The organism is Dyella sp. 333MFSha, assembly GCF_900102405.1.
Classification (GTDB): Bacteria; Pseudomonadota; Gammaproteobacteria; order Xanthomonadales; family Rhodanobacteraceae; genus Luteibacter; species Luteibacter mycovicinus.
Map to the genome: position 1 here is coordinate 123,330 of NZ_FNBR01000002.1, position 21,591 is coordinate 144,920.

The 21,591-nt window shown below is 64.3% G+C and carries 20 protein-coding genes, 1 pseudogene and 1 riboswitch; of the genes and pseudogenes, 8 read left to right on the forward strand and 13 right to left on the reverse strand.

The genetic code is table 11. The features are described 5' to 3' along the window. The 9 genes from nusB to glyA all read right to left on the reverse strand — a co-directional run bounded on the left by nusB (position 1) and on the right by glyA (position 7,934). Positions 1-447, reverse strand: coding sequence for a transcription antitermination factor NusB (gene nusB, locus BLT40_RS07885; protein WP_036110783.1), 447 nt, complete (start codon positions 445-447; stop codon positions 1-3). Then, the gene (ribE, locus tag BLT40_RS07890; RefSeq protein WP_036110782.1) at positions 444-911 is read right to left on the reverse strand and encodes a 6,7-dimethyl-8-ribityllumazine synthase; all 468 of its coding nucleotides are present in this window, start codon (positions 909-911) and stop codon (positions 444-446) included. Before ribE ends, nusB begins: the two co-directional genes overlap by 4 nt. A 45-nt stretch (positions 912-956) precedes the next feature. Then, complete coding sequence (gene ldcA, locus BLT40_RS07895; protein WP_090352601.1) at positions 957-1,889, reverse strand: muramoyltetrapeptide carboxypeptidase; 933 nt, start codon at positions 1,887-1,889, stop codon at positions 957-959. A 70-nt stretch (positions 1,890-1,959) separates the two neighbouring features. Continuing rightward, complete coding sequence (gene ribB, locus BLT40_RS07900) at positions 1,960-3,051, reverse strand: 3,4-dihydroxy-2-butanone-4-phosphate synthase (RefSeq protein ID WP_079522606.1); 1,092 nt, start codon at positions 3,049-3,051, stop codon at positions 1,960-1,962. A gap of 11 nt (positions 3,052-3,062) precedes the next feature. Continuing rightward, a complete protein-coding gene (locus BLT40_RS07905) occupies positions 3,063-3,704 on the reverse strand; it encodes a riboflavin synthase (protein WP_036110775.1) in 642 nt (213 codons plus the stop codon). A 125-nt stretch (positions 3,705-3,829) separates the two neighbouring features. Next, positions 3,830-3,981, reverse strand: a riboswitch (FMN riboswitch). 88 nt (positions 3,982-4,069) lie between these two features. After that, complete coding sequence (locus BLT40_RS07910) at positions 4,070-5,056, reverse strand: Gfo/Idh/MocA family protein (protein WP_090352602.1); 987 nt, start codon at positions 5,054-5,056, stop codon at positions 4,070-4,072. Then, positions 5,053-6,117, reverse strand: a complete 1,065-nt coding sequence (ribD, locus tag BLT40_RS07915; protein ID WP_090353812.1) for a bifunctional diaminohydroxyphosphoribosylaminopyrimidine deaminase/5-amino-6-(5-phosphoribosylamino)uracil reductase RibD — start codon at positions 6,115-6,117, stop codon at positions 5,053-5,055. Before ribD ends, BLT40_RS07910 begins: the two co-directional genes overlap by 4 nt. Before the next feature lie 41 nt (positions 6,118-6,158). After that, positions 6,159-6,674: a transcriptional regulator NrdR gene (nrdR, locus tag BLT40_RS07920; RefSeq protein ID WP_079522607.1), complete on the reverse strand. Its 516-nt coding sequence runs from the start codon at positions 6,672-6,674 to the stop codon at positions 6,159-6,161. A gap of 3 nt (positions 6,675-6,677) precedes the next feature. Continuing rightward, positions 6,678-7,934: a serine hydroxymethyltransferase gene (gene glyA / locus BLT40_RS07925; protein ID WP_090352603.1), complete on the reverse strand. Its 1,257-nt coding sequence runs from the start codon at positions 7,932-7,934 to the stop codon at positions 6,678-6,680. A gap of 229 nt (positions 7,935-8,163) precedes the next feature. Between glyA and BLT40_RS07930 the strand changes: the two genes are divergently transcribed. Further along, positions 8,164-9,126, forward strand: a complete 963-nt coding sequence (locus tag BLT40_RS07930; protein ID WP_090352604.1) for a hypothetical protein — start codon at positions 8,164-8,166, stop codon at positions 9,124-9,126. Positions 9,127-9,131: 5 nt separating this feature from the next. Here BLT40_RS07930 and BLT40_RS07935 read toward each other — a convergent pair whose 3' ends face one another. Continuing rightward, complete coding sequence (locus BLT40_RS07935) at positions 9,132-10,322, reverse strand: hypothetical protein (RefSeq protein ID WP_090352605.1); 1,191 nt, start codon at positions 10,320-10,322, stop codon at positions 9,132-9,134. Positions 10,323-10,578: 256 nt separating this feature from the next. Between BLT40_RS07935 and ettA the strand changes: the two genes are divergently transcribed. The 3 genes from ettA (at position 10,579) to BLT40_RS07950 (ending at position 13,713) form a co-directional block, all read left to right on the forward strand. Beyond that, complete coding sequence (gene ettA, locus BLT40_RS07940) at positions 10,579-12,237, forward strand: energy-dependent translational throttle protein EttA (protein ID WP_036110767.1); 1,659 nt, start codon at positions 10,579-10,581, stop codon at positions 12,235-12,237. Positions 12,238-12,394: 157 nt separating this feature from the next. Further along, on the forward strand, positions 12,395-13,210 hold the full coding sequence (gene pyrF, locus BLT40_RS07945) for an orotidine-5'-phosphate decarboxylase (protein ID WP_090352606.1): 816 nt from the start codon (positions 12,395-12,397) through the stop codon (positions 13,208-13,210). 119 nt (positions 13,211-13,329) lie between these two features. After that, positions 13,330-13,713 carry a hypothetical protein gene (locus tag BLT40_RS07950; RefSeq protein WP_036110760.1) on the forward strand — a complete coding sequence of 128 codons (384 nt, stop codon included), beginning with the start codon at positions 13,330-13,332 and terminating at the stop codon, positions 13,711-13,713. 132 nt (positions 13,714-13,845) lie between these two features. Here the strand turns inward: BLT40_RS07950 and def are convergent, their stop codons facing one another. Then, entirely contained in the window at positions 13,846-14,382 is a 537-nt protein-coding gene (gene def / locus BLT40_RS07955; protein ID WP_090352608.1) for a peptide deformylase, read from the reverse strand. Between the two features lie 199 nt (positions 14,383-14,581). Here def and BLT40_RS07960 point away from each other — a divergent pair, with 199 nt between their 5' ends. After that, positions 14,582-16,657: a carbon starvation CstA family protein gene (locus tag BLT40_RS07960; RefSeq protein ID WP_036110758.1), complete on the forward strand. Its 2,076-nt coding sequence runs from the start codon at positions 14,582-14,584 to the stop codon at positions 16,655-16,657. A 10-nt stretch (positions 16,658-16,667) separates the two neighbouring features. Continuing rightward, positions 16,668-16,874, forward strand: a complete 207-nt coding sequence (locus tag BLT40_RS07965; RefSeq protein ID WP_079522612.1) for a YbdD/YjiX family protein — start codon at positions 16,668-16,670, stop codon at positions 16,872-16,874. Positions 16,875-17,905: 1,031 nt separating this feature from the next. Here BLT40_RS07965 and BLT40_RS07975 read toward each other — a convergent pair. Continuing rightward, positions 17,906-18,901, reverse strand: a pseudogene (locus BLT40_RS07975) (DUF6402 family protein). A gap of 290 nt (positions 18,902-19,191) precedes the next feature. Between BLT40_RS07975 and BLT40_RS20600 the strand changes: the two are divergent. Then, complete coding sequence (locus BLT40_RS20600; protein ID WP_255363977.1) at positions 19,192-19,434, forward strand: hypothetical protein; 243 nt, start codon at positions 19,192-19,194, stop codon at positions 19,432-19,434. 181 nt (positions 19,435-19,615) lie between these two features. On the opposite strand, the gene BLT40_RS07985 is transcribed toward BLT40_RS20600, so the two are convergent. After that, positions 19,616-20,323, reverse strand: a complete 708-nt coding sequence (locus BLT40_RS07985; protein WP_079522615.1) for a FadR/GntR family transcriptional regulator — start codon at positions 20,321-20,323, stop codon at positions 19,616-19,618. Between the two features lie 137 nt (positions 20,324-20,460). Here BLT40_RS07985 and BLT40_RS07990 point away from each other — a divergent pair, with 137 nt between their 5' ends. After that, on the forward strand, positions 20,461-21,591 hold the full coding sequence (locus BLT40_RS07990; protein ID WP_079522616.1) for an aldose epimerase family protein: 1,131 nt from the start codon (positions 20,461-20,463) through the stop codon (positions 21,589-21,591).

Consider the following 21,591-nt stretch of genomic DNA (forward strand, 5'->3'; position numbering starts at 1 on the left):
TCAGGATCGCTTCTCGGCCGTACGCCAGTGCGTCGCGAGTTTGTCGAGAACACCGTTCACATAGCTGTGGCCGTGATCGGCGCCGAACCGCTTGGTGGCTTCCACGGCCTCGTTGATCACCACGCGATACGGCACGTCCGGGCGGTATTTCAGCTCGTACGCGCCCATGCGCAGGGCCGACAGCTCGATGGGATCGATCTGCGACACCTCACGGTCGACGAAGGGCTTGATGCCGTCGTCCAGTTCCTTCACGTGCTTCTCGACGCCGCGCAGGATGTCCTCGAAGTATTCGAGATCGGCGACGACCATGTCCTGCTCGTGGCGGAACTGCTCGATCACGCTACCCATTTTCGAGCCACCCACCTGCCAGGCATACAGCGCCTGCAGCGCGCGGCGGCGGGCGCGCGAACGCGCGGCGAGGTCGATACCGTGAGGAGGAGTGTTCATTTACCCAGCTTCGTGTAGAGGTTGGCCATTTCGATCGCAACCATGGCCGCGTCGCTGCCCTTGTTTCCGGCCTTGGTGCCGGCGCGCTCGATAGCCTGCTCGATGCTGTCGGTGGTCAGCACACCGAACGACACGGGTACGCCGGACGCGTAGGCGGCCTGACCGAGACCCTTGGCGGCTTCGCCGGCCACGTAGTCGAAGTGCGGCGTGGAACCGCGGATGACCGCGCCCAGGCCGATCACCGCGGCGTAGTTGCCGGCGCCGGCTACCTTATAGGCGGCCTGAGCGATTTCCCAGGCGCCAGGAACGCGGATGAGGTCGATCGCATCATCATTCACGCCATGACGAACGAGGGTGTCACGCGCGCCCTGGATCAGCGGCTCGACGACGAAGCTGTTGAAACGGCCCGCGACGATGGCGAAACGGCCCTTGGGGGTGGCGAAATCGCCTTCGATGATCTTCATGTTCGGTTGTCCTGTGGCGGATCGGCCGCCGCGCGGCCGGGTATTTTACGGGGTTTTCGGCCGGGGGTGGCCGGTAAACGTGAGAGCGGCCTCACCGGCGTCGACGCGAAGACGTGCCGGGGCGCCGAAAGGCAGGGTGAACTTGCTCGGCCCATGGCCGAAAGGCAGGCCGCGCACCACTGGTACGCCGCTGGCGGCGGCGATCCGGTCGAAGGCGACATCGACGTCATAGCCGTTGTCGTATTCGGTCACGCGGTAGTTGATGAAGTCGCCCATCACCAGGGCGGCCTGTCGACGCAGGACACCGGCATGGAGCAGCTGATAAAGCATGCGCTCCACGCGATAAGGCGGCTCGGCTAGATCCTCGACCACCAGAATGCCGCCTTCGATGGCGGGAAAGTAAGGCGTACCCACCAGGCCGGCGAGCATCGCCAGGTTGCCGCCCCAGACCGGACCTTCGACGGCGAGGTCGACGGTTGCCGGCGCGGCCCACGTCGCCGAGCCCTCCGCCGAGGAGAGCGTCTGCCAGAAGCTTTTCCAGGTCAGTTCGTCGAGATGCAACGCCCCGAAATCGCCGCCGAGCATGGGGCCCCCGAGCGTGATCAGGCCGGACTTCGCATAGAGAGCGCATTGCACGGCGGTGAAATCGCTCTGCCCCACCAGGGCGATGGGTGCGTCGCGCAGCCGCCTTGCCAGGCCGTCGTAGTCGAGCAGGGGAAGGATGGGATGCGCACCGTAGCCGCCACGGATGGCAAGCGCGATATCCGGCAGCTCCCGCGACGGATCGGCGAGCGCGTTGATGTCCGCGGCGCGCTGGGCGTCGCTGCCCGCGAACCGGAGTTCGCGTCGCGAGAGAACCTCCAGACCACTCACCCGATGGCCTGCGGCCTCGAGGCGGGCGATGCCTCGCTGCATGGCTTCAGCGGATTGCGGGTAGCCGGACGGGGCGATGAGACGGATGTCGTAGGTCTGGGGCATGGAGTCTGCGTGATCTGCCAGGGACTGCCTAGCAATAAGGGGTAGGCGGCGGGATGGCAACCCGCCGGGCTCAGCCTGCCTGTTCCACCACCTCGAGCCCGAAACCCGCGATGCCGACGAAGCGACGCGGGGTCCCCATGACACGCAGTTGTCTGACCCCCAGGTCCGCCAGGATCTGCGCACCGAGGCCCAGCTGTCGCCATTCCTGATCGTCCCCGGGGGCGGGCGTCGGCGCGACGTCCCGCTTGAGCCGGCCGAGCAAGGATTCGGCCGTATCGCCACCGGAAAGGACCACGAGGACGCCACGGTCCGCCTCGTCAATGCGACGCAAGGCATCGGTGACCGTCTGGCCGAGGTCGTCCCGCTTCAGGTGAAGCACATCCGACAAGGTGTTGCGGACATGGACCCGGGTCAGCACCGGCTCGCCATCGGCGACGTCGCCGCGCACCAGCGCGAAGTGCAGACCGTCACGAATCGCATCGCGGAAAGCGACCAGGCGGAAAGCACCGAACTCCGTGTCGACATCTTCTTCGTGCACACGCTCGACCGTCTTCTCGGTTTCCAGGCGGTAGCGGATGAGGTCGGCGATGGTGCCGATCTTCAGCCCATGCTTCGCGGCGAAGATCTCCAGCTCGGGACGGCGCGCCATCGAACCGTCGTCGTGGAGGATCTCGATCAGCACCGACGATGGCTCGAGTCCGGCCAGCGCGGCGAGATCGCAACCCGCTTCGGTGTGGCCGGCGCGGCTCAGGACGCCACCGGCCTGTGCCGTGAGCGGAAAGATGTGGCCGGGCATGGTGATGTCCGCCGGTTTGGCATCCTTCGCGGCGGCCACGCGGATCGTGTGCGCGCGATCCTGGGCCGAGATGCCGGTGGTGACGCCTTCCGCGGCCTCGATCGAGACGGTGAAGTTGGTGTGGTACGGCGACGTGTTGTCGCTGACCATCGGCTTCAGGCCCAGCTGGCGGGTATGCCGCTCCGTGAGGGTGAGGCAGAGCAGCCCACGGGCCTCGCGGACCATGAAGTTGACGTCCTCGGGACGGACCTTCTCGGCGGCCATCACGATATCGCCTTCGTTCTCACGGTCTTCGTCGTCGAGGATGACGACCATGCGCCCCTGACGAAGATCCTCGAGGATCTCGGGAATGGTATGAAAAGACATGCCGGGATTCCTCAGGCGAAACCGTGCTGTTTCAGGAAGGCCTCGTCGAGGCGCGGGGCATCGCCACTGGCGAGGAGGCGCTCGACGTAACGGGCGACCACGTCGACCTCGATGTTCACGGCGTCGCCGGGACGGCGATCCGAGAACGCCGTATGTTCGACGGTATGGGGGATGAGGTTCACCCCGAAACGGTGACCGCTCACTTCATTCACCGTGAGGCTGGTGCCGTCGATGCAAACCGAACCCTTGTGCGCGATGTAGCGAGCGAGGTCGGCCGGCACTTCGAAGGTCCAGCGCTGAGAACGCCCGTCCGGGACGACGGAGACGACCTTGCCGGCGCCATCCACGTGACCGGAGACCAGGTGACCGCCGAGGCGGTCGGCCAGGCGCAGCGCCTTCTCGAGGTTCACCGGGTCGCCGGCCTTGTGCTGGCCCAGCGTGGTGTGTGCGAGGGTCTCGTTGGAGACGTCGGCGGCAAAGTGCTTCGCGTCGAACTCGATCACGGTGAGGCACACGCCGGACACGGCGATGCTGTCGCCGAGGGCGACATCGGACATGTCGAGGGAAGCGGTATCGACGACGAGACGGACGTCACCGCCACGCGGCTCCAGCCGCGCGATGCGGCCGACGGCCTGGATGATGCCGGTGAACATGTCAGCGACCTCCGTGGATGGAGGCGGCGATGGAGAGTCGGTTTTTCATGAAACGTTTCCCGCGGTGGTGAGCGAAAAACGCCCCAAGGCGCATGGCGCCGCTCGCTCCCTGGGGAACGTGCGACCGCCGTCTTCTTTCATCCGGACTGTAACCGTCGGCTCCGGCATCGAACCGGATCTGCTGACCTCCCGGCATGACACCGGGAGCGCTCGCGGGCTCGTTTCCTTACGGAAACCTACCGCCGGTGGGGAGTTTCGCCCCGCCCTGAAGACGCTGTGGAGGCGAGAGAATAGCATGCCGCCATCCCTCGCCCTGAGCGAGATGGGCATCGAACGCAGCGAATACAAGCTTCCGCCGGGCCGGATCAGCCGCGAGCGGGTCGGAGCACCTGATCCATGACCCAGCTGGTGCGCGCGCCGCTCTCCGCGGTGGACGGGCAGACGCCCTTCCCCGTCAGCTCCGCCACGATCGACGCGATCAGTGGCTGCTGGATGTGTTCGGGATTGTCGATGTGGATGTCTTCGCGGCGCCCGTCCGACTCGAGCACGACCGGCCCGTCGCCGAAGGTGGCGAAGATCAGGCGACCGCGGTCGCCGACGATCTCGACGCGGTCCTCGCGGCGATCGGCACAGAAATTCCACACGCCCGTGCCGAGCACCCCGCTGTCGAAACGGAACGCCATGGCGACGGTGTCTTCCGCGGCATAAGCGTTCGCCTGATTCGTGGCCATGCCCCGCGCGTCGACGATGGGGCCGAGCAGGAAGTCGAGGATGTCCAGCGTATGGCAGCCGATATCGACGAACACGCCACCCCCGGAAATTTCAGGACGCACCGTCCACGGCAGATTGTCGGGATCGCGGTAGCGCGCTTCGAGCGGATGGTGCAGGACCACATTGACCAGCCGAGGCGTGCCGATGGCGCCTTCACGCAGCAGCCCGGCGATACGCCGGAAGCGCGGAAGGGCGCGGCGGTAGTAGGCCACGAACACCGGTACGCCGGCCGCCCTGCCCGCGTCGATGATCGCGTCGCATTCGGTGCGATCGATCGCCATCGGCTTCTCGACGTACACCGGCTTGCCCGCCGCGATCGCCATCAACGCATAGTCGCGATGACTCGACGGCGGTGTCGCCACGTAAACCGCGTCGACGTCGGGATCGGCGACGAGCGCCGCGGCGTCGTCATACCAGCGAGGAACAGCGTGGCGCTGCGCATAATCGCGCGCCTTGTCGCCATCGCGACGCATCACCGCGACCAGCGAGGAATCGGGGACTTTCTGGAACGCGGGGCCGCTCTTCACCTCGGTCACCGCGCCGCAGCCGATGATGCCCCAGCGAACACGCGCGTACGTCATGACGTCGGGCGCAACTGCAGTCGCGTGTCGTCACCGACCTGGCGACGATCCACCGTGGTCAGGCGCCAGCGCGACGCCATGTCGTCGAGCGGCGGAAGGTGGAGCATCGGTCGCCCGGTGTGACCCAGCAGGATCGGCGCGACGTAAACGAGCAGTTCGTCGGCAAGCCCGGCGGCGAACAAGGCACCGCAAAGCACCGGCCCCGCCTCCACATGAACCTCGTTGACGTCACGCAGCGCCAGCCAGTGGAGCACGGTGCGCAGGTCGAGGCCTCCCGACGCTTCGCGACGCAGGGGCGCGCGCTGCACGTCGGCGAGATGCGCGGGAATCGCCGCATCCGCGGCATGGAACAGAACCGTCGGCGCCGACCCGTCGAGCACGCGCGCACCGGCGGGCGTACGCAATGAGGTATCGATGATGGCCCGCAGCGGAGGCACGAAGGGCTGGCCTTCCGGCAGGCGGACGGTGAGTTGCGGGTCGTCGGCGAGGACGGTGCCGCTGGCGGACAGAATCGCCGAGGAGCGCGCGCGCCAGCGCTGCACATCCGCGCGCGCCGCTTCGCCCGTGATCCATTTCGACGAGCCGTCGGCGAGCGCCGTGCGACCGTCGAGGCTCATGGCGAGTTTGACGCGCACCCACGGCCGACCGCGCTGAATCCGGCTGAAAAACCCGATGTTGAGTTCGTGCGCGGCGTCACGCATCAGACCGACCTGCACGCCGATGCCCGCCGCACGCAGTTTTTCGATGCCTTCGCCGTCGACCTTGTCGAAGGGATCCTCGTGCGCGATGACCACACGACCGACACCCGCGGCGATCAGCGCGTCGGCGCACGGTGGCGTGCGGCCGTGATGTGCGCACGGCTCGAGGGTCACGTAAGCCGTCGCGCCACGTGCCGACTCACCGGCTTCGTGCAGGGCGAAGATTTCCGCATGCGGCTCGCCGGCACGCGGGTGCCAGCCCGTGCCGAGCACGGTGTCGCCACGTGCGATGACGCAGCCCACGCGAGGATTCGGCTGGGTGGTGGCAAGCCCGTGCCCGGCGAGCCGAAGCGCGTGCGCCATGTGGACGTGATCCACGGCGGGGAAGAACGGCCGCGACATCCTCAGCTCTTGCGCCCGCGCCTGGCCGCATCCAGCAGCGGCAATTGCAGGCCTTCGACCGAGGGCAGATCGCGCTCGAGCTTTTCGATTTCCTCGCGGAACGCGTGGACGTCCTCGAACCGGCGATAGACCGACGCGAAGCGCACGTAGGCCACCTGATCGAGGGGTTTGAGCTCACGCATCACGAGTTCGCCGACCTGGCGCGACGGGACTTCGCGCTCGCCGAGCCGACGCAGATCGTTGATGACCGCACGCACCGCGGTATCCACCGCATCGCTGGCGACAGGCCGCTTCTGCAGCGCTCTCTCGAAGCTGACGCGCAGCTTGTGTTCGTCGAACGGCTCGCGACGATCGCCGGATTTGACGATCGCCGGGAGCTTCAGTTCCGCCGTTTCGAACGTATTGAACCGCTCGCCGCACTGAGGACACTCGCGCCGGCGACGCACCGTGCTCCCGTCTTCGGTGAGGCGGGAGTCGATGACGCGGGTGTCTTCATGCTGGCAGAACGGACAATGCATCGATCAGCCGTAAACCGGGAACCTGGCGCACTGCGCCGTGACCTTCTCGCGGACCGAGGCGATGACCGCCTCGTCGCCAGGCGCGTCCAGCACGTCGCAGATCCACTGGGTCAGCTCGATGGTGTCCGCTTCCAGATAGCCACGGGTGGTGATCGCCGGCGTACCGACGCGCAGGCCCGAGGTGACGAACGGCGAGCGCGGGTCGTTAGGTACGGCATTCTTGTTGACCGTGATGTGCGCCTTGCCGAGGGCCGCTTCCGCGTCCTTGCCGGTGACATCGCGGCCGATCAGGTCGACCAGCATCAGGTGGTTCTCGGTACCGCCGGAGACCACCTTGTAGCCACGCTCGATCAGCGTCTTCGCCATGGCCTTGGCGTTCTTCACGACCTGACCCTGGTACGCCTTGAACTCGGGCTCGAGCGCTTCCTTGAAGGCCACGGCCTTGGCCGCGATGACGTGCATCAGCGGACCGCCCTGGATACCCGGGAACACGATCGACTGGAGCTTCTTCTCGAGCTCCTCGCCGAGACCCTTCGCCACGATGATGCCGCCGCGCGGACCGCGAAGGGTCTTGTGCGTGGTGGACGTCACGACGTGGGCATGGTCGATCGGGCTCGGATAGTGCCCCGTGGCGACGAGGCCGGCGATGTGCGCCATGTCGACGAACAGGTACGCACCGACCTTGTCGGCGATCGCGCGGAAACGCGCCCAGTCCATGATCTGCGAATAGGCCGAGAAACCGGCGACGATCATCTTCGGCTTATGCTCGACGGCGAGCTTTTCGATCTCGTCGTAGTCGACCAGGCCCGACGATGGGTCGATGCCGTACTGCACGGCGTTGAAGATCTTGCCGGAGAAATTGACCTTGGCGCCGTGGGTCAGGTGACCGCCGTGGGCGAGGCTCATGCCGAGAATCGTGTCACCCGGCTGCAGCAGCGCGAAGTACACGGCCTGATTGGCCTGCGAGCCGGAATGCGGCTGCACGTTGGCGTAGTCCGCCCCGAAGAGCTTCTTCAGACGCTCGATGGCCAGCTTCTCGGCGATGTCCACGTATTCGCAGCCGCCGTAGTAGCGCTTACCGGGATACCCCTCGGCATACTTGTTGGTCAGCGACGAGCCCTGGGCCTCCATGACGCGCGGGCTGGCATAGTTCTCGGAGGCGATCAGCTCGACGTGATCTTCCTGGCGACGGGTCTCGTCGGCGATGGCCCTGGCGAGTTCGTCGTCATAGCCAGCGATCGTTGCATCCTTCGGGAACATCTCGACCTCATGGGGCAGGTGGGGAAACAAGACCGAAAGTGTAGCGGTAGCGGCGATTTGCGGCCACTGCCGCCCCGTCTCAAGGCAATTGGGACCCGCACCTACGTATCGCCGGGGCCACGCCCCGCCCGACTCCGGGGCGGGCGCCGACTCTGTGCGCCTTCGCTCGCAAAGTAAGGTTTGTCCGCGCTATGTGCGCATTTCCCCACACAGAATGGATTCTGCATCGATGCACCTGCCTTGCTCCGGCCGACTCGCCGTCAGCCTGATTCTCTTCGCCACCGCGTGGCACGCGGGCGCCACAACCGCCGATGCCCGGGTCACCACCTTCGACAAGCACGTGTCGGCCGGCCTCCCGCAGGCGTTCTCCCTCCCGGTCGAAGACGGCCAGACCGCCCGCCGGGTGCTGGTGGCCCGGCGCCTCAACACCGACGTGGTGCTCCCGGACGGCAATCACGCCACGTTGTATACGGGTAACGTCGCCGGCCAGGACGCCGTGTTCTCCCGGACTGGCGAGACGCTGAGTATTTCCGTCGACGAGCCCGCGGAAGGCAAGCTGGCGCGTTCCCGGCGAGCCGCCGCCCTTGCGAACCGCTCGCCGACGCCGCCGGAGAACGACGACCCGGCGGGGCCCGATGCGTTGCGCTTCTGGATCTTCCTGCACGACCGCGCGGGTGAGCCCGACTATGCGAAGTTCCATCACTGGTACCTGGGCTGGTGGATCAAGGATATGGAAACGGCGGTGCGGCCCGGCGTCGCGATCAAGGTCATCCTGCAGGCCAACGTACCGGGTATCACCGATCTCGATTACATGAATGCAAAGCCGGAGGCGCTCTATCGGGAGCTACTGGTCAACGCGCGGAAGTACGCGGAGGCGCGGGGCGAACGACCCGATCGACTGACCAAATACATGCTTTTCGTCGGTGACAGACCGACCCGATGGAGGCAGGAAGGCACGTACGGGGAGTCCGAAGCCATGCGAGGGGTGGCCATGGCCACAGGCTGGGGGCCGCGTCACATCGTGGCTCATGAATTCGGTCACCTGCTGGATGCGCGCCACGAATACGCCGAGACCCGCTGGTGCGTGACCAACATGAAGGACTACACCATCGGCTTCGTCAGCTGCCGCTACTACTCCGGGCGCAACGACGACCAGATTCGCGCCTACGTGAGGCGCGCCCTGGAACCCTGACCGGCTCAGTTCAGGATCATGGAGAAGCTGCGTTCGGCCAGCACCTCCGGGTCGGGACCGTGCCGGAGATATGAACGGATGCGCCGGGCGTTGTCGTACGAAAAGCGGTGGCAGTCGCCGATGAGATCGTCGGTACCTGTCGCCATGTTGGTCACGCACCACCACCAGCCTTCGTAACGTCGCTCGGCCAGTCCGTGCTCGGCGCCCAGGGTGTGACCGAACTCGTGGGCCACGATGTTGACCCGGCCTTCGGTGGACGCCATGGCCTCGTTGCCGCCCTCGAAGGCCACCCCGAACGCATCCGTCATCGGGCGGTCGCGGCTCATGAGCAGGTATTTGTGTTTGTAGGTCTTGCCATGGGCCAGGCCGTAAAGTTCGGCGTAGGCCTTGACGGTCTCGTGCCAGTTGTCCAGCGCCTCGGGGTAGCCGTAAGGCATGTCGGTGACGCCGGGTATCCGATAGCGGTAGGACATGCGGATGTTCTCCGCCGGCAGAATCTTGCGCGCGAGTTCCGTAAGCCACCAGGCGGCGAACACGGAATGGATATGCAGCGGTCTGGCGTCGAGATCGTCGTGAATCAGAACGAAGAAATGAGGGGAATAGGCCAGCGGATCCTCGATGGCGCGGACGCCGCGCCCCAGCGATGCCGGCTCGGACGATAACGGCGGGTCCATGTCGAACGGCCACCCCGGCATGACGTGCGACTCGTCACGCGGCCGGGGGACGGGACGGCGTCCGGCCGCGGGAGCGTCGGGGTTCCGTACACGCTCCCGCAGCACATCCGGACTCCCTGCGGTATAGCCCGTGACATCGACGCCGTCCCGGACGGGCACGCTGATATCTACCTGAGTGCCGATCCGGGTGATCGCCGCCTCCCGCCCGCCGAACAGACCGCGATACATGCGCCCGGCCGGCATCCCCGGAATGTCCACCTCGATATTCAGAGCATCCTGCACGACGAGCTGCGCCGCCGCGACGTCGCGGCGCGGGCGGTGGACGTCGCCCGGCACGGCGATGTCGGCGGGCAGCCCGGCAGCCACCGCTTTATCGAATGCCTCGACGAAGCCACTCACCGGATCGTCGGCGGGCACGGCGGGCGGGAGCGGATGTTCCGGCCCGTGCGCGAACGCACACGGCGTGGCGAGGAGGAGAGCCGCCAGCAGGCACGGGCCGGAACGAAAGACGGGGAGAAACATGCATTCAGTCCTTGAATGAGGGCGGAAGACCCGCCGGGGAGAGGAAGGTTACCGGCCTCGGACCGCCGCGGTGGGTCCACGGACAACCGCCGGGCGGCTGGCCTACGGGAATATCCGCCCTGCTCCCGGAACCGGTCGCAGACCCGCCCGGGGCGTCACTGGCACCTCCCGCGACCCGCTATAATGGGAGTTTGTACCCGCGCGTCGACGCCCCCTCCACCTCGGAGGGCAGGCGGCCGCGCCTTCCGGAGGCCGCATGCAATACATCTACACCATGAATGGGGTGAGCAAGATCGTCCCCCCGAAACGCCACATCATCAAGGACATTTCCCTGTCCTTCTTCCCTGGCGCCAAGATCGGCCTGCTTGGTATCAACGGCTCGGGCAAGTCGACGGTGCTGCGGATCATGGCCGGCGTCGACAAGGACTTCCAGGGTGAGGCCCGCGCCAATCCGGGTACGAAAATCGGCTATCTCGCGCAGGAGCCGGACCTCGACCCGAACAAGACCGTACGCGAAGTGGTCGAAGAAGGCGTCTCCGAGGTCCTGGACGCCCAGAAGCGCCTCGAAGAGGTCTACGCGGCCTACGCGGAAGAAGGCGCCGACTTCGACAAGCTCGCCAAGGAGCAGGAGGCCCTCGAAGGCATCCTCGCCGCCAACGATGCGCATGCGCTCGAGCGCCAGCTCGAAGTGGCCGCCGACGCGCTGCGCCTGCCGCCCTGGGATGCCCTCGTCGGCCCCCTCTCCGGCGGCGAGAAGCGCCGCGTCGCCCTGTGCCGCCTGCTTCTGTCCAAGCCGGACATGCTTCTGCTCGACGAGCCCACCAACCATCTCGACGCCGAGTCGGTCGACTGGCTCGAAACCTTCCTGCACGATTACCCGGGCACCGTGGTCGCGGTCACCCATGACCGCTACTTCCTCGACAACGCCGCCGAGTGGATCCTCGAACTCGATCGCGGTCGCGGCATCCCCTGGAAGGGCAACTACACCGAATGGCTCGAGCAGAAGGGCGAGCGCCTGAAGCAGGAAGCCAACCAGGAGAAGTCGCGTCAGAAGGCCCTGCAGAAGGAACTCGACTGGATCCGCACGGCAGCCAAGGGACGTCAGTCCAAGGGCAAGGCGCGTATCAACCGCTTCGAGGAACTGAACTCGGTCGAGTACCAGCGCCGTAACGAGACGAACGAAATCTTCATTCCGCCCGGTGAGCGCCTGGGTCAGGAGGTCATCGAGTTCAAGAACGTCACCAAGTCGTTCGGCGACCGCATGCTCATCGAAGACCTGTCGTTCAAGATCCCGCCGGGCGCCATCGTCGGCATCATCGGCCCGAACGGCGCCGGTAAGTCCACGCTCATGAAGATGATCATGAACCTGGAAAAGCCGGACTCGGGCGAGGTCAAGCATGGCCACACGGTCAAGCTCGCCTACGTCGACCAGTCGCGCGACGCCCTGGATCCGAAAAACAACGTGTGGCAGGAAGTGTCGGGCGGCTCGGACATCCTCACCATCGGCAACTTCGAAATCCAGTCACGCTCGTACATCGGTCGCTTCAACTTCAAGGGCACCGACCAGCAGAAGATCGTCGGTCAGCTGTCGGGTGGTGAGCGTGGCCGCCTGCACATGGCCAAGACGCTGCTCCAGGGTGGCAACGTGCTGCTGCTCGATGAGCCGTCCAACGATCTCGACGTGGAAACCCTGCGCGCGCTCGAAGACGCCCTGCTCGAGTTCCCGGGCTGCGCCGTGGTCATCTCGCATGACCGCTGGTTCCTCGATCGCATCGCCACACACATCATCGCGTTCGAAGGCGACTCGCACGTCGAGTTCTTCCCGGGCAACTACAACGAATACGAAGCCGACAAGAAGCGTCGCTTCGGTGATGACGCCGGCCCGAAGCGCGTCAAATACAAGAAACTGGTCTGACGAAGTCGTCACCCTGTGTAGGAGCGCGCCCTGCGCGCGAAAGGCCCGTCGCGAGAGTGCCTTTCGCGCGCAGGGCGCGCTCCTACCGGAAGCGGCTTACGAAATTACCTAAGTAATTTTACGCACCACCCTTTCCATCCAACGAGCGAAGCCATCCATGAACTTCATGACCGCACTGAAGGACGCCTGGCGTCGCAACGATTCATTGCTCTGCGTGGGCCTCGACCCGGAACCGGGTCGTCTGCCGGCCGGGCTGTCCGGCAACGAAGGCATTTTCGAGTTCTGCCGCGCCATCGTCGATGCGACGGCAGGCCTGGTCTGCGCCTATAAGCCGCAGATCGCTCATTTCGCCGCGCAGCGCGCGGAGGATGCGCTGGAGCGCGTCATCGCGCATATCCATGCGACCCAGCCAGGCATCCCCGTCATTCTCGACGCCAAGCGTGGCGACATCGGATCGACGGCGAAACACTATGCCGCCGAGGCTTTCGACCGTTACGACGCCGATGCGGTAACGCTCAATCCATACCTCGGTCACGACTCGATCGCCCCGTTTCTCGAACGCGCGGACAAAGGCGTGATCCTGCTTTGCCGCACGTCCAATCCGGGCGGGAAAGATTTTCAGGCACTCGATTGCGGCGGACAGCCGCTTTACATACGCGTCGCCGAAACGATCGCCCGCGAATGGAACACAAACGGCAATTGCGCCCTCGTGACCGGTGCGACGTGGCCGGAAGAGCTTGGCAGGGTGCGTTTGGCGGTGGGTGACATGCCGCTCCTCGTTCCGGGCATCGGAGCACAGGGCGGTGACGTGGAAGCGGTTCTCAGGCAAGGAAAGACCGTCGATGGCACGGGACTGATGATTTCTTCCTCGCGCGCCATCCTTTACGCTAGCGGCGGTCCGGACTTTGCGGACGTAGCACATCGCGCCGCTGATGACTTGAGAAAGTTGGTCAACTTGCACCGCGAGCACTAAGCAAAACAAAAGGCAGTCGCAAATTGCACGACTTGGCAACTGCAAAAGGCTTACGCTCGCGCTGCACGCTATCCAACAATACCGGGCTTAAGGCGCCACCGCGTTCTACCGGAGTTGTCATGCCACCTATGAACCGAGGTTTTTCCCAACGCCTGCATGTCGCGCTGGACATGGCTGGCGTGAAGAAAGGCCGCGGCCGCATCACGCAGCTGGCCGATCTTTTCGATGTCAGCCGTGAGACGGCACGCAAGTGGCTGAGCGATCTTGGCCTTCCCGAACTCGAGCGCCAGATCGATATGGCGACCCGATTTGGCGTGAACTTTGAATGGCTTGCGACAGGTCGCGGCTCCCCCAATGGCGCCACCGGCGTGCGCGAGAGTCCGGCTCTCTACCGCGCGGATTCGCGTGAGCAGCTACGCCTTGTCGGTCTTGTAAGCCGGCTTCCGAAGGAGCGTCGCAAGGCGTTGCTGGTGATAGTCGAGGCGCTCGCGGAAGCGGAATAATCGCCGCAGCTTCGGCAGCCGTGCCATGTCCTGCGAGGCCCGGAACCGTATCAAGCAGGATCCCGGCAAGAAATTACTTAAGTAATTTCGCCGTATAGGCGTCTATACGGCGAATCTCGAAGCAAAGCGCCTTCAGTCGTCACCAATGTCCACGCCGGGGAAAAGCACCTCGGTGAAGCCGAATTTCGTAAAGTCGGTGATCCTCGACGGATACAGCCGACCGATGAGATGATCACACTCATGCTGCACCACGCGGGCATGAAAGCCTTCGGCGGTACGATCGATCGGCGCCCCGCCGGGGTCCACGCCCTGATAGCGAATCAGCGAATAGCGATTCACCGCCCCGCGCAGGCCGGGAACCGAAAGGCAGCCTTCCCAGCCTTCCTCCATATTCTGGGACAAGGGCGTAATCACCGGATTGAGCAGGATCGTCTGCGGAACCGGCGGCGCGTCCGGATAGCGCTCGCTCGAATCGAAGCCGAAGATCACCAGCTGCAGGTCCACGCCGATCTGCGGCGCGGCAAGGCCAACGCCGCCTGCGTCATGCATCGTGTCGAACATGTCGTGGATCAGCGCGTCCAGTTCGGGCGAACCGATCATCGCATCGGGCACCGGCGGTGCCACGCGCAGCAGGCGCTCGTCACCCATCTTGAGAATGTCGCGGATCATGGTCGTGCCCGGGGAGTTGGATTGCCTCAAGCATGGCGGCGGACGGCGCCGGGCTCAAGCCTCCCGTCGCCGCACCGCAGCACGCGCCCGGGTACGGAGCCATACGACCAATGGCTAATGCGTGAACCGCTCCTGGGACATTGACCCCCATCCCGGGCAGGACGACCCTTGTCACATCCGCAAGGGGAGCACCCAAACGATGCAAAGCGCCATTCCCAAACCCAGTCCCGCGGGGAAAATCCTGTGGGCCGCCATCGCCATCGTCGGCGCATGGTGCCTCGGCGTCGTCGCCCTGCGACGCGGCGAGCCTATCAACGCGATCTGGCTGGTGACGGCTTCCATCGCCGTTTTCCTGATCGGCTACCGTTTTTACAGCCGCCTGATCGCCGACAAGGTGCTTCAGCTCGACCCGAGCCGCGCGACACCGTCGGTGCTGCGCAATGACGGGCTGGACTATGTCCCCACCGACAAGTGGGTGGTCTTCGGGCACCACTTCGCCGCTATCGCCGGCGCCGGTCCCCTCGTCGGTCCCGTTCTCGCGGCTCAGATGGGCTATCTGCCGGGCACGCTCTGGATTCTGGTCGGCGTTGTCTTCGCCGGCGCCGTCCAGGATTTCATGATCCTCGGACTGTCCCTGCGTCGCGATGGCCGCTCCCTCGGCCACATGCTTCGTGCCGAGCTGGGTGAAGTGCCCGGCGTCATCGCCATGGTCGGCGTACTGGTCCTGATGATGATCGTGCTGGCGGTGCTCGCACTGGTCGTGGTCAAGGCACTGACGCACAGCCCCTGGGGCACGTTCACCGTCGCGGCAACCATCCCCATCGCCCTGCTGATGGGTCTCTATCTGAGGTACGTCCGACCCGGACGCATTCTCGAGGTATCGATCATCGGCCTCGTTCTGCTGCTGGCGTCCATCTGGTACGGCAAGACGGTGGCCGATACGCCGGCCCTGGCGAACCTGTTCGACTACGACGCCAGGGCGCTGGCCTGGTGGCTGATCGGGTACGGCTTCTTCGCCTCCGTCCTGCCCGTCTGGCTGCTGCTGGCACCGCGCGACTACCTGTCGACCTTCCTCAAGATCGGCACGATCGCCCTGCTCGCCCTCGCGATCTTCCTGGCCGCACCGACCCTGCAGATGCCGGCGGTCACCAAGTTCATCGACGGCTCCGGGCCCGTCTTCGCCGGCAACCTGTTCCCATTCCTGTTCATCACGATCGCCTGTGGAGCGGTATCGGGCTGGCACTCGATCATCGCGTCGGGTACCACGCCCAAGCTGCTGGCCAATGAGGGCGAGGCCCGTATGGTCGGCTACGGCGGCATGCTGATGGAGGCCTTCGTCGCCATCATGGCCCTGATCGCCGCGTCGTCGCTGCACCCGGGGGTGTACTTCGCCATGAACTCCCCCGGTGCCCTGGTCGGCACCACCGCTGAAGCGGCCGCTCAGGCCATCAGCGGCTGGGGCTTCACGGTGACTCCCGCCGAGCTGACGGACACGGCACGCAACATCGGTGAAAGCACCATCCTCGGCCGCGCTGGCGGCGCGCCAACCCTAGCCGTAGGCATGGCCCAGCTGCTGCACGGAATCATGCCCGGCGAAGGCATGATGGCGCTCTGGTACCACTACGCGATTCTGTTCGAAGCGCTGTTCATCCTCACCACCGTCGATGCCGGCACGCGTGTAGGCCGCTTCATGATCCAGGAACTGGCCGGCATGGCCTGGGCGCCGCTCAAGCGGACCGATTCCTGGCTGGGCAATGTCGTCGCCACCGTGATCTGCGTCGGCCTCTGGGGTTACTTCCTCTATCAGGGCGCCGTGGACCCCCTCGGCGGTATCAATACGCTGTGGCCGCTGTTCGGCATCGCCAACCAGATGCTGGCCGCGATCGCGCTGATGCTCGCAACGGTGGTGACGGTGAAGCTGAAGCGCGAGCGCTATGTGCTGGTGCCCGCGGTTCCCGCCGCCTGGCTGGTGATCTGCACGCTCACCGCCGGCTGGCAGAAGCTGTTCGACGCGAAGATCAGCTTCACGGCTGCCATGCAGAAGTACGCCGACGCCGCCGCGTCCGGCAAGCTGCTCGCACCCGCGAAGACCGCTGATGAAATGCAGCGCATCATCACCAATAACCGCGTGGACATGATCCTCACCGCGCTGTTCATGCTGCTGGTGCTGACCATGCTGTTCTTCTCGCTGCGTGCGATCGTCCGCGCGTGGAAGGCCAACCGCCCGACCGCGCAGGAAGAACCCTATGTCGCGCTGTCGAGCGTGGCGAACTGAGGAGGCCGCCATGGACACGAATACACCGACCGCGCCGCGCTCGCTATGGAAGTGGGCGGTCCAGACCGCCCGCCTCTGCTGCGGCGTGCCGGATTACGACGTGTATGTGAAACACCTGCGCGAGCATCACCCCGAACGCGATATTCCTACTTACTCGCAGTTTTTCCGTGAGAGGCAGGAAGCGCGGTATCGAGGGACGGGTGGGCGTTGTTGCTGACGCCCACGTCACCAGCAGCAAATTCTCCCTCTCTCCGGACGAAGCGCCGGATGGTGAGCCGGGCGTCGTCGCCAGCACACCTTTCGGTCGTTCCGACTTCGACGCCACCCACCGTCACGCTTCGTTTGCCCGGATCTCTCCACAGCCCCCAGTTCATTGAAGACGAGAAGGACTCCCTGTCGAAGATCATGGACTCACCAAGAAAGCTGCCGGACCCAGCGTCAAAGAGACGGAAGAACACCGGAGAATCCCACGTGGGACCAAAGAAGGCGTAGGGAAATACAGATTGTGATTCGGCGCCGGGGTCGGGCGCATTGTGGAACATCGACGGAAGAATCCAGTAAGGCGTAAATCCCTCCAGTCTCAGGCAGCCATCCGGACTCAATGCCGAGTAGTCATGCGTTGCGAACGCCCGCTCCCACCACTGCGATACTCCGTGAAGAGAAAGAAGCGATATCGAAACGATCCTTCCTGTACGGAGGAACCACCTCACCTCAAATGCGCCTTTGACCGAAAGTTAAAAGCCAGGCCGGTCTCAAATTCTGTCCCCGTGGATCGTCAAGGAGGAATGGCAGCGAACTCGCCCACCCTTTGATCAAAACGGGAAATGGTCAGACGAGCTTCCTCACTTGCGCACCGGTCCGTGGTCGCGACTGTAAAGCCATCCACCGACACAGTTCTCATACCAGGCACACGCCAGTCGCCCCAACTCATCCAGGGCGTAAGGCGCTCCTTCTCGAAAACAACGGACTCTCCGAGCAAACGGTTAGACGACATCTCGTAGAGTCGAAAGAACACCGGAGACCTCCACGGCAGCAGGAAAGGAACCTCTGACTCGGGATCGGGATGAGGCTGTCGATGAAGGTTTCCCGGTAGCACCCAGTACGGAGAATATGCTTCCAGTCGTAGGCAAGTATCCGGACTCGTCGCCGAGTAGAGAGGGGTAGCCAACGCGACCTGCCACCACTCCGATACTTGATAGAGCGAGAGTGAGCCGAGTGCTGCCGTTGACACAAAGGCTAGAGCGGTCTTCACGTCGGATCACTGAGGTCGATTGCGTAGCTATAGCTGATCCAGAGCACATCGGAATAGATCACAAAGTCGCCCCCTCTGCCGTACCGCTTGCGGTATTCGGCAAAGTCGCTATTAAAAACTGTCCCGATGCCATCGCCCTGCCAAGCGTAGACCTGTGCATCCATAAACGCATTCGCGAGCATCTGCCCCTTTGATAGGACGCCGCTCTCAGTCCACGTCCCAAGAAACTAAAAGCCATTGAAATCGTAGTAGTCGCGAATGTATATCCCGACCTTCTGCACCGTGAAAATCTGGCGGCCGGTTATGGTATCCAGCATCGCCTCGCCAACAACTCCAATCTTTACCGTCGCAACGCCGAGAGCACCATACATGTCGTCGAGTGTGTCGCCCATTGTCCCCAGGGTCACCATGTTGACCTGGCAGGTCTCATCTATCTCTCTTGCATCGTAATCAACCCGACCCAATGAAAACCGGCTAACACCGTCCCACCGAGCATCCTTGAGCACTCGCCGAAGACGATTTACTGCGGCTGGGTTGCTCACCTTTTCGAGCAACTGCCTGCAAGCTGCCTGGCATCTTGGAAACGTCATCGCCCAATCCATCGTGACGATGCGGTTATCTACGTGTGCCGCTGGGATCTGGGTCGCTCGAGGTAGCGCGATATTCCCCGGCGGCTGGCTGCCGGGATCTTTCCAGTACGAAGGCATCTCCCATGCCGGAGAAGCAAACCAACGATCCATAAGCGAGGCCGCCACCTCCCATCCCATCTTTCGCATCGCGCCCGGGATGGCCGTTAACTTCATCGTAGGGATCACAATGTCCACGGGCGAGGTGTCGGTGGCCGGCTTGAGCCGAAGATCCAGGTGCTGGGGACTCACCAGCGCATCTTGAGGGGCACCATCGAGGGCGTCGGAGAAACTGTTGAGGGACATATCAGGCGACCTCGACCAATGGAATGGAGTGGGCCACGTCGATGACAGCGGGGCCTCCATACGTGACCCGCCGTGAGACGCCCGCGGTGTCCACGGCAGCTGACAAGGCGCGATCTCCGGCTATCTGCTTCAGGCATCGCGGCAAAGCGTGGGGGCGTCCTTCGGTGTCGCAAAAACGGACTACGAGGGAATACGCTTCATCTAAGACGCCCGATCGACCGCCAGGCAGGGGTGATCCGACGGGAGCGTGGCCCTTCCCCCGAGTTTTCGACTCTTCTGCGCTGAGCCTGAGAGGGAGAGGGAGAGGACGGATCGTCATTGTTTTCGAGCCAATGATCTGAGAACACGCCATGAGGTTCTCGGACGACGATCAGATGCCCGCATGCCAGCCTGTCGCCATCGCGGGCCAGTCGGTTGTCACCGCCAGTAATTCTGGCCGTCGCTTCCGCGATCACGGTCATGCCATGAACATCGCATCGCACAGCCGCGCCGAGATAGGCGGCGAGGACACCTCCGCGCAGGAACGCGCAAGGGGTCCCCTGGAGGACTTCCCCGCCGCCGGTGGTCGTGTCGCCCTTGGCGGCTACGGGTAGCGAGCTCATGGCGACACCTCGCGAAACCCGACTGAAAAACGAGATTCATACATTTCTGCCTCCTTGCACCGACGGGCGAACCGAATGAGGCAGACTAAGCAGGTCAAGCGTCCATGGATATGGAACTATTCTGAAAATCGAAGACGATTGCCGCCGGGCACGCGGCGCGAAGCGGCCACCCTTACTTCTTCCGCCCCTTACGCATGTTCGCCCGCGAATCGGCGATCAGGGCACGCACGGCCACGGCGGCCTCATTCGGACGACGTCGACGAATGGCTTCGTACACCGCCCGATGCTGCGGCAGCGAGTATTTGAAATGCTTCGCTGTGCGCGCGGACATCACGAAGAAGGTCGCCAGCGCCGTCTCGATCACCGAAAACAAGGCGCTCAGCAGTTCGTTATTCGTCGCGGCCAGCACCGCCTCGTGGAAGCGCAGGTCCGCCGCGGCCCAGGCATCGAGATCGGCGGCATCCTCCATACCCTTCAGTGCCGCGGCGATGACGGCAAGCTGCTCCGGCTCGCGTCGCCGCGCCGCGGCCATGACGGCGGCGGGCTCGATGATCTCGCGCATCTCGACCAGCTTCTCGACAAAGTCTTCCGTCGGCATGGACGCGCAGCGCCAGCCCAGCACGTCGGCATCGAGGTGCTTCCAGAATTTCGGCTCGCGCACGCGCATACCGGTCTTCTGGCGTGTCTCGATCAGGCCTTTCGAGGCCAGGACCTTCAGCGCCTCGCGCAGCACGGTCCGGCTGACCGCCATCTGCTCGGCGAGCACGGCTTCCCCGGGCAAGGCATCGCCCGGCGCGAAGACGCCGCTGACGATGGATTCGCCGATGTCCTCGGTCACTCTCGCATGCAGATTCTTCGCCCCGCCCGCCTTCCCAGCCATCACACCATGCCTTTTCCGCAACGACCCGCCCATCCTAGCGACGTAACGGCGTTACGCGATGATGCAGCGCAACTTGTCACTTGTCGGACAAATATGATCTGGTCGCAGGACTACCCACCCAAAGGAGTCGAGTTGTGATGAAACCGGTAAGCGCACTGGTCTCGGCGATCCTCCTGGCAACTTCCGCCGCGGCAACCGCCGGCGAAGCTTCCAGGGCCTCTTTCGGCACGACGCCGGATGGCAAGGACGTCACCGTGGTCACCCTCACCAACGGCAAGGGGATGACCGCGAAAGTCTTGTCGCTCGGGGCCGCGCTCTATGCACTCGATGTGCCGGATCGCAACGGTAAACCGGGTGACATCGTCCTCGGCTACCCCGACCTGAAGGGCACTTTCGACAATCCGCAGTACTTCGGCAACACCGTTGGCCGGTATGCCAACCGTATCGCCAGGGGCAAGTTCACGCTCGATGGAAAGCAGTACTCGGTGCCGGTGAACAATGGCCCGAACTCCCTCCACGGCGGCAAGGTCGGCTTCGACAAGGTCATCTGGACCGTCGACAAGGTCGAATCCGGCGCCACCCCCAGCGTCACGCTGACCTACGTCAGTCCCGATGGCGACCAGGGTTACCCCGGCAAGCTCACCGCCACGGCGAAGTACTCGCTGGATGACAAGAACGAGCTGACCATCGAATACACCGCGACGACGGACGCGCCGACCATCGTCAACATCACCAACCACACCTACTGGAACCTCAGCGGTGAAGGCAGCGGCAGCGTCATGGACCAGGTACTGATGATCGCGGGCGATGCCTATCTGCCCACCGACGCGACGGCGATTCCGCTGGGCGAAGTGCGCAACGTGGCGGGAACCGATTTCGATTTCCGCAAGGCCAAGCCGATCGGCAAGGACATCCGCGACTCGAAAGAACAGCAGCTGGTCTTTGGCCGGGGCTACGACCACAACTGGGTGATCTCACGGAAGGAAGCCGCGCAGCCGCGCGAGGTGGCGCGGGTGACGGATCCGAAGAGCGGACGCGTGCTGTCGCTGTGGTCCGCACAGCCGGGCCTGCAGTTCTATTCGGGTAATTTCCTCGACGCGACGTCGTCGGGCAAATCGGGCGGTATCTATCGTCAGGGCGATGCCTTCGCGCTCGAGCCGCAGATCTTCCCCGATACCCCGAACCATCCTGACTTCGGCTCCGCGCGCCTGGAGCCGGGCAAGACCTACAAGAACACGATGACCTACAAGTTCACGACCACGAAGTAA

Bases quoted from the DNA above. Each gene is read 5' to 3' on its own strand.
- nusB (WP_036110783.1), bottom strand. From the start codon at position 447: ATGAACACTCCTCCTCACGGTATCGACCTCGCCGCGCGTTCGCGCGCC.
- ribE (WP_036110782.1), bottom strand. From the start codon at position 911: ATGAAGATCATCGAAGGCGATTTCGCCACCCCCAAGGGCCGTTTCGCC.
- ldcA (WP_090352601.1), bottom strand. From the start codon at position 1,889: ATGCCCCAGACCTACGACATCCGTCTCATCGCCCCGTCCGGCTACCCG.
- ribB (WP_079522606.1), bottom strand. From the start codon at position 3,051: ATGTCTTTTCATACCATTCCCGAGATCCTCGAGGATCTTCGTCAGGGG.
- BLT40_RS07905 (WP_036110775.1), bottom strand. From the start codon at position 3,704: ATGTTCACCGGCATCATCCAGGCCGTCGGCCGCATCGCGCGGCTGGAG.
- BLT40_RS07910 (WP_090352602.1), bottom strand. From the start codon at position 5,056: ATGACGTACGCGCGTGTTCGCTGGGGCATCATCGGCTGCGGCGCGGTG.
- ribD (WP_090353812.1), bottom strand. From the start codon at position 6,117: ATGGCGCACGCGCTTCGGCTCGCCGGGCACGGGCTTGCCACCACCCAG.
- nrdR (WP_079522607.1), bottom strand. From the start codon at position 6,674: ATGCATTGTCCGTTCTGCCAGCATGAAGACACCCGCGTCATCGACTCC.
- glyA (WP_090352603.1), bottom strand. From the start codon at position 7,934: ATGTTCCCGAAGGATGCAACGATCGCTGGCTATGACGACGAACTCGCC.
- BLT40_RS07930 (WP_090352604.1), top strand. From the start codon at position 8,164: ATGCACCTGCCTTGCTCCGGCCGACTCGCCGTCAGCCTGATTCTCTTC.
- BLT40_RS07935 (WP_090352605.1), bottom strand. From the start codon at position 10,322: ATGTTTCTCCCCGTCTTTCGTTCCGGCCCGTGCCTGCTGGCGGCTCTC.
- ettA (WP_036110767.1), top strand. From the start codon at position 10,579: ATGCAATACATCTACACCATGAATGGGGTGAGCAAGATCGTCCCCCCG.
- pyrF (WP_090352606.1), top strand. From the start codon at position 12,395: ATGAACTTCATGACCGCACTGAAGGACGCCTGGCGTCGCAACGATTCA.
- BLT40_RS07950 (WP_036110760.1), top strand. From the start codon at position 13,330: ATGCCACCTATGAACCGAGGTTTTTCCCAACGCCTGCATGTCGCGCTG.
- def (WP_090352608.1), bottom strand. From the start codon at position 14,382: ATGATCCGCGACATTCTCAAGATGGGTGACGAGCGCCTGCTGCGCGTG.
- BLT40_RS07960 (WP_036110758.1), top strand. From the start codon at position 14,582: ATGCAAAGCGCCATTCCCAAACCCAGTCCCGCGGGGAAAATCCTGTGG.
- BLT40_RS07965 (WP_079522612.1), top strand. From the start codon at position 16,668: ATGGACACGAATACACCGACCGCGCCGCGCTCGCTATGGAAGTGGGCG.
- BLT40_RS20600 (WP_255363977.1), top strand. From the start codon at position 19,192: ATGAGGTTCTCGGACGACGATCAGATGCCCGCATGCCAGCCTGTCGCC.
- BLT40_RS07985 (WP_079522615.1), bottom strand. From the start codon at position 20,323: ATGGCTGGGAAGGCGGGCGGGGCGAAGAATCTGCATGCGAGAGTGACC.
- BLT40_RS07990 (WP_079522616.1), top strand. From the start codon at position 20,461: ATGAAACCGGTAAGCGCACTGGTCTCGGCGATCCTCCTGGCAACTTCC.